The sequence below is a fragment of the Terriglobus sp. YAF25 genome (assembly GCF_052113305.1).
In the GTDB taxonomy this organism is placed as follows: Bacteria; Acidobacteriota; Terriglobia; order Terriglobales; family Acidobacteriaceae; genus Terriglobus.
The window spans coordinates 1-9,085 of sequence record NZ_JBFRCY010000263.1 but is presented as its reverse complement, the minus strand read 5'-3'; the positions used below and the strand labels follow the sequence as shown (position 1 = coordinate 9,085).

Genomic DNA, 9,085 nt, shown 5'->3' with positions numbered 1-9,085 from the left:
GTGCATTCTCATGGGCTCTACCTTCAACCCGTCGAGACTCGCGATCCTTGCACCTGCCATAGCAGGTGAAGGAAAAGCACACGCCATTGAGGCTGAGGTGCTTGCGATGTTCGATCTGCACCACGCGGCACTCTTGCGCTACGCGGTTTCATTCGGCATCGCTGTGCAGGATGGGGAAGATGTAGTGCAGGAGACCTTCCTCGCTCTTTTCCGGCATCTGCTTGAAGAGAAGCCACAGGATAACCTTCGTAGCTGGCTCTTTCGCGTGACCCACAATCTGGCCTTGAAACGCCGTGGAGCGCACCGCCGCGAAGTGTCTGAAGCGGAGAGCGTTTCTCTTGAGTGCACCGATCCTACTCCCGGGCCGGAAGAGACGTTGCTCTTCAGCGAACGCAAGCTCCATTTGAGCCGAGTGCTGCAGGCAATGCCTGCGACCGACCGTGCCTGCCTGCAGCTTCGCGCTGAAGGCTTGCGATATCGTGAGATCGCCGAAGTGGTTGGGATCTCTCTCGGTTCGGTTGCGGCAGCGGTAGCGCGTTCGATTGAGCGTCTCGAACGATCGGAGGTGAGCCGTGGGCGATAACGTGCACCTTTCGCGGGAAGACCTCTTGCTGTTACAGGATGGAGAGTTGTCTGTTGCCGAGACGGCAGCCGCCGAGCTTCATCTCTCTGAGTGTGAGATCTGCCGTGCACTGAAGCTCAGAACGGAACAGACTTTCGCCGCAGCTGTGGCAACGATTGCCATCGAAACTTCGAAGATGCCGGACGACCTGCGCGACACATTGCACCATCGTATTGTGTTGGCAAGGCGGCGGCCATGGACGATTGGCTTCGCCAGTGCGGCGGCGGGTTTATTGGTGGCTGCTGGRCTTGGAATATCGCTGCATCGGAATCACCAGACAATTGTGCTTTACCTGGAAGATCGTCCCGTGCCGAATCCGCAACTGACGCCGGGCGCCGTTCGGATCATGGCTCTTGGCGAGGTGTGCGGCGAGAGAGACGACGATCTCGACCCAGCAGTTCCGGCAGCAACGCAGCAGGCTGTCTTTGCCGAGTACCACGTACCGCAGCAGCAGCGTAGCAAGGAGTTCCAGGTGGACTACCTGATCAGTCCACAGCTCGGCGGAACAGCAGAGATCCGGAACCTGTGGCCACAGCCCTACAGCACGATGTGGAACGCGCAGGCCAAGGACATGCTCGAGCGCAGACTGCACGGGATGGTTTGCAACGGGACAATGACACTGGAGCAGGCTCAGCATGATCTGGCAGGTGACTGGATCGAGAGCTACAAGCTGGAGTTTAAAACGCAAGCCCCGCTTCGCGTGGAAGCAGGGCTCGAACGTCCTTTGTTACCGTAACAATTTTAGGGCAGGGCCACCAGACCCCATGGGCCGCCTTTGGCTTTTGCCTTCTTCGTAACGGTGAAGCTTGCCAGATCGACAAACGAGACATCATTTGACGGTCCGTTAGCGGTGAAGAGCGTCTTGCCATCCGGTGAAAGTGTCATACCCCAGGGACGAGCGCCCACCTCAACCGAACCGGCAATCTTGTTGTCCTTCGTGCCGATCGCAAAGACCTGCTTGCCGCGGCCGGTGCTGACGTAGAGCTTCGATGCGTCGGGCGAGAGCAGAACATACATCGGCTTGATGACACCGGCCTGGCCCAGGGTGATGGTCTTGGTCATCTTGTGTGACTTCACATCGACGACGACCACGTTGCCATCATTCTCGGCATTGACATAAGCGGTCTTGCCATCAGGCATGAAGGCTACGTTGCGCGGACGATGACCGACCTTGATGGTGGCCGTGATCTTGCCCTTCTCCGTATCCAGAACAGAGATCTCGCCCGTTCCTTCTGAGGTTACCCAGACCTCCTTGCCATCAGGACTGACACGAACGCCCTCAGGCTCGCTGCCAATCTTGAACGACTTTTCAACCGTGCCGGAGTCGACATCAATGATGCTTACCGACGAGATATCCTCGTTCGAGATAAAGAGCTTCTTACCGTCTTTGCTAAGGTCGAAGTTCTCAGGGTCCGAACCTCCGGGAATGGTGCGAACGATCTTACGTGCCGCGAGATCGAAGACTGCGATGCCGTCGGCAGAGTGGTCTGGTGGGGGCAACGTGCTCTCGTCCACGCCGGGGCCGGCAATCGGCGTTCCACTGAGTGCAATGTAGAGCTGCTTGCCATCGGCCGAGGCATGGATGCCGCGCGGCCGCTTGCCTAGATGCACATTGGCAACGGTCTGCGCCGTGCCGATGTCGATGATGGTCAGGTCGCCGGAGACCTCGTTTGTGGCATACACGCGCGGTCCGGTCGGCTCCGGTCCGGGCTTGTTCTCCGCGGAAGGCGTAGGTGCGCTCGACTTGCAGCCGAGAGCCGCAAGAGCAAGGCAGGTGGTGGCAACAAAAGGCAGGGCAAGCTTCCGCATGATTCTGACTATTCTCCCTTGTAGGTGAAGTTGGCCGGAGTATCGCTCTTCGAAGAGACGCTTACGGTCTGCTCCTGGACGCCAAGTTTTTCATGCCATACGCCCAGCGTGTAGGTCCCGGGCGGCAGGTTTTCGATCTTGAAGGTGCCGTCATCCTTCGAGACGGCGAAATACGGATTGTCAGTGACGCCAATAAACGAGTGCATCCAGTCATGGATATTGCACTTCACCGGCACCATGATCTCCGGCTTGGTGAACTTACGCTGCAGCGGAGCATCTCCAGGGCCCATGCTGTGGTTCCATTCGCGGTTGATCTGGGCCACCGGATGAATGTTGTGCGTCACAGGGTCAGAGTTGGTGATGATGAGCTGCTGGCCGACCATGACGCCCAGCACATGCGGCCGGAACCAGCAGCCGGACTGGTCCAGCGTCACAGTTGTGGTGGGAACCTCGAAGACTTTTCCTTCCAGACCCTTCCTGATGTAGACGAAAGCGTTGGCCAGGTCGCCCTTGCTATCGACGACGAGCGACTCATCATAGGCCTTACCCTTATGAGCTTTGACGCAGGTGGGATCCTGGCTGATATCGATCAGCTTCGGCGTTGGACGTTTGCCGGTGTACTTCAGCGTGCCGGAGATGGAGCCGGCGGTCGCAGCGTCCACATGATAGAAGACCGGAGCAGACGAGGTTTCCGTCGTCACGACCGGTTCGGTGGGCTTCGACTTACAGCCGGCGAGAGACGCGGCAATCAGGACCAGGGCGAAGGATGGCTTCAGTCGCATATCACCGTCACTTTACTACCTGCGATGACTACTTTGCAGGCGGGCCCGAATTTGGCGGCAGGTCTCCGGTAAGCGCATTGAGGAATTCGACCAGGTCGCGGCGGTCCTGAGGGCTGAGGTGAATCTTCCTGATTTCAGGATCGAGATAAGGATTGGAGTTGCCCTGTCCGGCGTAGAAATCCACCACCGCAGCCAGAGTCTTGATGCTGCCATCGTGCATATAAGGCGCGGTCTGTGCGATGTTGCGCAGTGTCGGTGTCTTGAATGCGCCCTTGTCCGTCTCGACTTTGGTCTCGTGGTAACGGCCGATGTCCGTGAAGTCTCCGTCGCCGCTTACACCCTGGCCGATGTTGTGAAACTTGCCGTCGGGGGATATTCAGCGTCGTCTTTCAGCTTGTCGAGAAAGATTTCGTGTTTGGCGTTATTCATCTCGACAGGATTGGCGATGGGCCCTACCGATTGCTGTTCAAGCGAGATCGCACGTCCATCCCAGAACTGAAAGGGCATATATGCGGAATTAAGCAGAGTGGGAGCGTTACGAACACCAAGCTGATCGTTCACCCCCTTCGAGAGCCGCAGGCCGTCAGTGAAATAGAACTTCGGATCGTGGCAATGCGCGCAAGCCAGGGAGTTGTCGCTGGAGAGGCGCCTGTCATAGAAGAGCCGCCGTCCCAGGTCGACGGAGTCTGCCGTGACCGGATTGTCTGCAGGGACAGGAACCGGTGGAAGACCGAGCGGCGCTTTGATCGCGATGGGTTTGCCGACCGGGTTGTCCTGTGTCGTGGACCGGCATCCCGCAAGCAGCAAAGGCAGGATGGCGAGACAGGTAAGCGTGCGTGGTGACGGCATATCGAATGCTAGAGCATTTYYCCTGTAGGTGTAGTGCGGGGCTTGTGCATCTATGGGCGTTTTCCTTAATGAAAACGCCGCCGCACGCTTCTCCCGGGATACCCAGCAACAGGAAAAATGCTCTAACGGTTATGGGACGTATCAGGCTCTGTTTGGGTTCCAAGCTGGCCGATCATCGAAACGGCAGGAAAAATCGAAGCGTTTTCAGAAGTCCTTGACATTGGCTTCTCAGCATCGATACTATCCTCGCGGCAATGAGACGTCTCACGGTGCCGCTCAATTCTCCGCCTAAATACCCTCATCTGCTGCGTTTCCCGCAGCGTCGGGCAAAGGTGGGTGAGCGTTATAGTGTTCACGTCCTCAAACAACCGGATCCACTGGTTTCTGCCTGTCATGGGTGGGGCAGCCAGTTCTCCGCAACATAAGAAGGAAGATGTCACATGGTGAATCGCTCTATCGTCCAGGACGCTATCAATGCCGGTGAGGGCATCCTCCGGCTGGCTCCCTGCTGGGTCCCCCGTTCGTTTATGATCCCCGGCCGCCGTCTGCGGCTGCATCCGGACGATCTCTATGCTTTTGGCGCCAACCGTGGCGGCATCAACGAACGCTGGTTTTCGTCCACGACCAAGGCTTCGAACGGCCCGCTGACCACTGAGGACGAGGGCTTGAGCTACKTCGTGACCAACGCCGGTGAGAAGTTCCTTCTGAAGGACGCCGTGGATGAAGCCGGCGATCTGCTGCTGGGCTCCGATGTCATGGCTCGCGAGAAGGGCTGGAACATCCTCTGCAAGTTCTTCGACAACATGGGTCCCATTCCTCACCACATGCACCAGGACGATGAGTTCGCGGCGCGTGTCGGCTTCAAGGGTAAGCCAGAGGCATATTATTTCCCGCCGCAGTACAACCAGATCAAGAACAACTTCCCGTACACCTTCATGGGCCTTGAGCCTGGAACGACGAAGGACGATGTGCGCAAGTGCCTTGAGAACTGGAACAAGGGCGACAACGGCATCCTCGGCTTCGCGCGTGCCTATCTGCTGGAGCCGGGTACAGGCTGGCAGATCGATCCGGGCATCCTGCATGCTCCGGGCTCGCTTGTTACCTATGAGCCGCAGGTGAACTCTGACGTCTTCGCGATGTTCCAGTCGGAAGTGGACGGCCGTCTTGTGGACTGGAGCCTGCTGGTGAAGGATGTTCCGGCAGACAAGCAGCACGATCTGGATTACCTGATTGCCATGCTCGACTGGGATGCCAACGTGAACCCCGAGTTCGGCAAGTCGAACAAGTGCTTCCCAACTCCGGTGAAGCCGTTCGCCGAGACCGAAAAGCTGGGCTACCGCGAAGTGTGGGTCACCTACGGTACCGCCTTCTACTCGGCCAAGGAACTCACGGTGCTGCCAGGTCAGAAGGTGACGATTACCGACGCGGAAGCGTATGGTTGCATCGTTGTTCAAGGCCATGGATCGCTCGGAAAGCAGCCCGTATCCGCTCCGACGATGATCCGTTTCGGCCAACTGACGGAAGATGAATACTTCATCACCAAGGCTGCTGCCAACCAGGGCGTGGTGGTCGAGAACAAGAGCATCAGCGACCCGCTGGTGATCCTCAAGCACTTTGGCCCCGGCAACCCCGATGCCGCGCCGCTGAAAAAGAAAAAGTAACCGGAGAGTGTTGTGAGCACACACAAGAAGCCTGCACTGCATAACGCAATGTGGCCGGGTCTGGTCGGGAAAGGACCAGACTCGGAGCCGCCTATTTCTCTGGATCAGATGCTCGACCTGACCGCAGCCGCCGATGTGAACGGCGTGAAGTTCGACGGCGTGGACCTGTTCGCCTCAGCACCCCATACCGACATCGATTCGACACCGGACGATCTAAAGAAGCTCGCCGACTCCATCGCCGGCCGGAACCTGGTTGTGGGCTCGCTGGTAGCGCCGGTGTGGCCGCCGACAGGCGGCGGATCGTGCTTCGGTTCCGAAGAGGAGCGTAAGAACTATCTCACCCAGGTGAGGAAAGCTTGCATCATGGGCAAGACGCTCAAGGAGATCGGCATCCGCAAGTACGGCATCATCCGTGTCGATACCGCTGCCAGCCCTTCTCAGTGGGCGGAGAATCCCGTTGAGAACACGAAAAAAGCTGCGGCTACGCTGACCGAAGCCTGCAATATCGCCGAGGAGTATGGTGAGCGTCTGGCTCTCGAAGGCGAGATCTGCTGGGGCGCCATGCATAGCTGGCGCCGGGTGGTGGAACTGCTGGAGGCCGTGAATCGTCCACAGACGCTGGGCTACCAGGCGGATATGGCGCACTCCATGCTCTACACGTTGGGCTACAACGCACCGGAAGATCGCATCTTGCCAGTGAACTTTGACTGGAATGACAAGGCCACGCTGATGTCATCGTTCAAGACTCTGACCGATGCGCTGCGTCCCTGGACGGTTGACTTCCACGTCGCACAGAACGACGGTACCGTGCATGGAGCCGGATCGCACGACAAGACCGGACGTCATTGCCCGGTGAACGATCCGAACGGCAAGATGGATGTCGTCGAAGTCGCCGGCCTGTGGCTTCGCGGCGCGGATGGCCAGCCGACGAAGGCGATGCAGCACATCTGCTGGGACGGCTGCATGTTCCCCAACGCGATGATGCTGAATCCGCAGACATGGAACGACATTCTTGCCACCATGATCAAGGTGCGCGACGCGCACGGATGGGACTGAAAGAAGGGACGTGGGAGAACAGACATGGGTAAGAAAAAACTGAACGTCGGCCTCGTGGGCTATGGCTTCATGGGGAAGACCCACTCGAACGCCTTCCTGCAGGCTCCTCGCTTCTTCGACACGCCGTATGAGCCGGTATTGAAGGCCGTCTGTGCCCGCAGCGCAGAGAAGGCCAAAGGCTTTGCCGATACCTGGGGTTACGAGTCGGTTGAGACCGACTGGCGCAAACTGATCGAGCGCAAGGATATCGATGTGATCGATATCGCCAGCCCGAACAACACGCATGCCGAGATCGCTATTGCTGCCGCTGAGGCAGGCAAATGGGTCCTGTGTGAGAAGCCCCTGGCCCGTACGGCTGAAGAGGGCAAGCCTATGTGGGACGCGGTCAAGAAGGCCGGCGTGCCTAACATGGTCTGGTACAACTATCGCCGCGTTCCCGCCGTCGTGCTGCTGAAGCAGTTGCTCGATGAGGGCCGCTTCGGCCGCATCTTCCACTATCGTTCGCAGTTCTTGCAGGACTGGACAATCTCGGAAGACCTGCCCCAGGGCGGACAGGCGTTGTGGCGTCTCGACTCGGCTGTCTCGGGCTCCGGTGTCACCGGCGACCTGCTGGCGCACAACATCGATATGGCCATGTGGCTGAACGGCCAGATCGTCGATGTGACGGCCATGACGGAGACCTTCATCAAGGAACGCATGCACAATGAGACCGGCAAGAAGCAGCCGGTCACCATTGATGATGCCGCCGCCTTCCTCGGTCACTTTGAGAACGGATCGATGGCGCTGTTCGAATCAACGCGCTACGCTCGCGGACACAAGGCGCTGTTCACCCTGGAGATCAATGGCGAGAAGGCCTCGGCCCGGTGGGATCTGCACGACCTGCATCGTCTGGAGTTCTTTGATCATCGCGACGAGGGCCGTCTGCGCGGATGGAAGAGCATTCACATCACCGACGGCGATCACCCGTACATGAAGAACTGGTGGGTTCCCGGTCTGCAGATCGGTTATGAGCACACCTTCATCCACCAGGTGGCGGACTTCTTGATCGCCGCAGGCTCGGGCAAGAGCGCAGAGCCAACCTTTGAGGACGGACTGAAGTGCGACTACGTCACCGATGCCGTGTTGAAGTCGGCCAAGTCGAAGCAGTGGGAGTCGGCGCTTCCGCCGAAAGAGTAAGGGACAAACCAGATGTACATCAGTAATTTCAGAAAGACGGCAGGCCTGTTCGCGGCTGCCGTCTTTTTCGTCTCCGCAACTGTGACGTTGCCGGCGCAGAAGGCCGCTGCCGGTAAGAAGCTTCCTCCCCTTGGACCGGTGAACCGGGTTCCTCCCGAGCCCCGTAACTGGGAGGAGCACGCCGGCTGGACATCGCTCTTTGACGGCAAGACCCTGACCGGGTGGAGTGGCGCCCCCGAGGTCTGGAGCGTCGCCGATGGAGCCATCGTCGGCTCTTCCAGCGAGGCAGTGCCTTCGGGCACGACCAACCTGATCTACAAAGTCAGCCAGTTTGCCAACTTCCGCCTCCGCATGGAGGTGAAGATGGAGGGTACTGGCGCCAACGGAGGCGTCCAGTACCGCAGTCATATCGTTCCCGTTCGCGACCGTATTCCTCCCGCCAATCCAACGGAAGAGCAGAAGGCCCGTATGGCCAAAACGGCTGAGCTGAACAAGAAACATGCCGCCTGGAACATGACCGGCTATCAAATGGACTTCAACGACGACAACCGGTATACCGGCCAGCTATACGAACAGAGCTCCGAGCGCGGCATCATGACCTACCCCGGTCAGGTCGTTGCCTTCGAAGGCCGTGGAGCGAAGCCGCGCGTTGTGGCTGAATTGGGTACAGGCGAACAGTTGAAGTCATACTTGAAGAAAGACGACTGGAACGAGATCGAGATCATTGCCGACGGCCATACCCTGACCCATATCGTGAACGGGCATGTCTTTACGCAGACCATCGATACGGATCCGGAGCGCATGGCCGCCGCTGGCTACATCGCCCTCGAGATCGAGGGACCCGGAACACTGCGGATCCTCCATCGCAACATTTACATCAAGAAGCTTCCGTAACCCCGAGTCATGGTTTAGGCTTGCGCGGTGGCTAGCCACCGCGCAACTTGTTTTTAGAATGGGCCAAGGGAGATGGACGCGCATGAGTTCCGAAACTCGCACTTATATCGAAGAACGTATCGGCCGGTTGTCGCAGGTGGGCGGTGTCACCGCATTTGAGTACGCCGAAGGCAAGGCCAAAGGGGTCTCAGCTCTACGGGTTCGTACCGCCACAGGCCTGGAATTTTGGGTGATGC

At 58.5% G+C, this 9,085-nt stretch carries 10 protein-coding genes; 6 read left to right on the top strand and 4 right to left on the bottom strand.

The genetic code is table 11. The features are described 5' to 3' along the window. Nucleotides 1-583, top strand: a 583-nt coding sequence (locus AB4043_RS12610; protein WP_442307190.1) for an RNA polymerase sigma factor, incomplete at its 5' end; no start/stop codon positions are given. Further along, a complete protein-coding gene (locus AB4043_RS12605) occupies nt 573-1,358 on the top strand; it encodes an anti-sigma factor family protein (protein WP_442299092.1) in 786 nt (261 codons plus the stop codon). The genes AB4043_RS12610 and AB4043_RS12605, both read left to right, overlap by 11 nt. Before the next feature lie 5 nt (nt 1,359-1,363). Here AB4043_RS12605 and AB4043_RS12600 read toward each other — a convergent pair whose 3' ends face one another. The 4 genes from AB4043_RS12600 to AB4043_RS12585 form a co-directional block, all read right to left on the bottom strand. Further along, the gene (locus AB4043_RS12600) at nt 1,364-2,431 is read right to left on the bottom strand and encodes a beta-propeller fold lactonase family protein (protein ID WP_442299093.1); all 1,068 of its coding nucleotides are present in this window, start codon (nt 2,429-2,431) and stop codon (nt 1,364-1,366) included. An 8-nt stretch (nt 2,432-2,439) separates the two neighbouring features. Beyond that, the gene (locus AB4043_RS12595) at nt 2,440-3,213 is read right to left on the bottom strand and encodes a carboxypeptidase regulatory-like domain-containing protein (protein ID WP_442299094.1); all 774 of its coding nucleotides are present in this window, start codon (nt 3,211-3,213) and stop codon (nt 2,440-2,442) included. A 28-nt stretch (nt 3,214-3,241) separates the two neighbouring features. Continuing rightward, a complete protein-coding gene (locus AB4043_RS12590) occupies nt 3,242-3,433 on the bottom strand; it encodes a hypothetical protein (RefSeq protein WP_442307189.1) in 192 nt (63 codons plus the stop codon). 113 nt (nt 3,434-3,546) lie between these two features. Further along, entirely contained in the window at nt 3,547-4,062 is a 516-nt protein-coding gene (locus tag AB4043_RS12585) for a cytochrome-c peroxidase (RefSeq protein WP_442307188.1), read from the bottom strand. A gap of 440 nt (nt 4,063-4,502) precedes the next feature. On the opposite strand from AB4043_RS12585, the gene AB4043_RS12580 reads away from it, so the two are divergent. The 4 genes from AB4043_RS12580 to AB4043_RS12565 are packed head-to-tail and all read left to right on the top strand — an operon-like array spanning nt 4,503 to nt 8,849. After that, nucleotides 4,503-5,723 carry a hypothetical protein gene (locus AB4043_RS12580; protein WP_442307187.1) on the top strand — a complete coding sequence of 407 codons (1,221 nt, stop codon included), beginning with the start codon at nt 4,503-4,505 and terminating at the stop codon, nt 5,721-5,723. A gap of 12 nt (nt 5,724-5,735) precedes the next feature. Continuing rightward, a complete protein-coding gene (locus AB4043_RS12575) occupies nt 5,736-6,779 on the top strand; it encodes a sugar phosphate isomerase/epimerase family protein (RefSeq protein ID WP_442299097.1) in 1,044 nt (347 codons plus the stop codon). Between the two features lie 24 nt (nt 6,780-6,803). Beyond that, entirely contained in the window at nt 6,804-7,955 is a 1,152-nt protein-coding gene (locus tag AB4043_RS12570; RefSeq protein ID WP_442299098.1) for a Gfo/Idh/MocA family protein, read from the top strand. Nucleotides 7,956-7,967: 12 nt separating this feature from the next. Next, a complete protein-coding gene (locus tag AB4043_RS12565; protein WP_442299099.1) occupies nt 7,968-8,849 on the top strand; it encodes a 3-keto-disaccharide hydrolase in 882 nt (293 codons plus the stop codon). Nucleotides 8,850-9,085 lie beyond the last annotated feature (236 nt).

What these genes read in the sequence shown, in the direction of transcription:
- AB4043_RS12600 (WP_442299093.1), bottom strand. Translation starts at nt 2,431, where the DNA reads ATGCGGAAGCTTGCCCTGCCTTTTGTTGCCACCACCTGCCTTGCTCTT.
- AB4043_RS12595 (WP_442299094.1), bottom strand. Translation starts at nt 3,213, where the DNA reads ATGCGACTGAAGCCATCCTTCGCCCTGGTCCTGATTGCCGCGTCTCTC.
- AB4043_RS12590 (WP_442307189.1), bottom strand. Translation starts at nt 3,433, where the DNA reads ATGCACGATGGCAGCATCAAGACTCTGGCTGCGGTGGTGGATTTCTAC.
- AB4043_RS12585 (WP_442307188.1), bottom strand. Translation starts at nt 4,062, where the DNA reads ATGCCGTCACCACGCACGCTTACCTGTCTCGCCATCCTGCCTTTGCTG.
- AB4043_RS12570 (WP_442299098.1), top strand. Translation starts at nt 6,804, where the DNA reads ATGGGTAAGAAAAAACTGAACGTCGGCCTCGTGGGCTATGGCTTCATG.
- AB4043_RS12565 (WP_442299099.1), top strand. Translation starts at nt 7,968, where the DNA reads ATGTACATCAGTAATTTCAGAAAGACGGCAGGCCTGTTCGCGGCTGCC.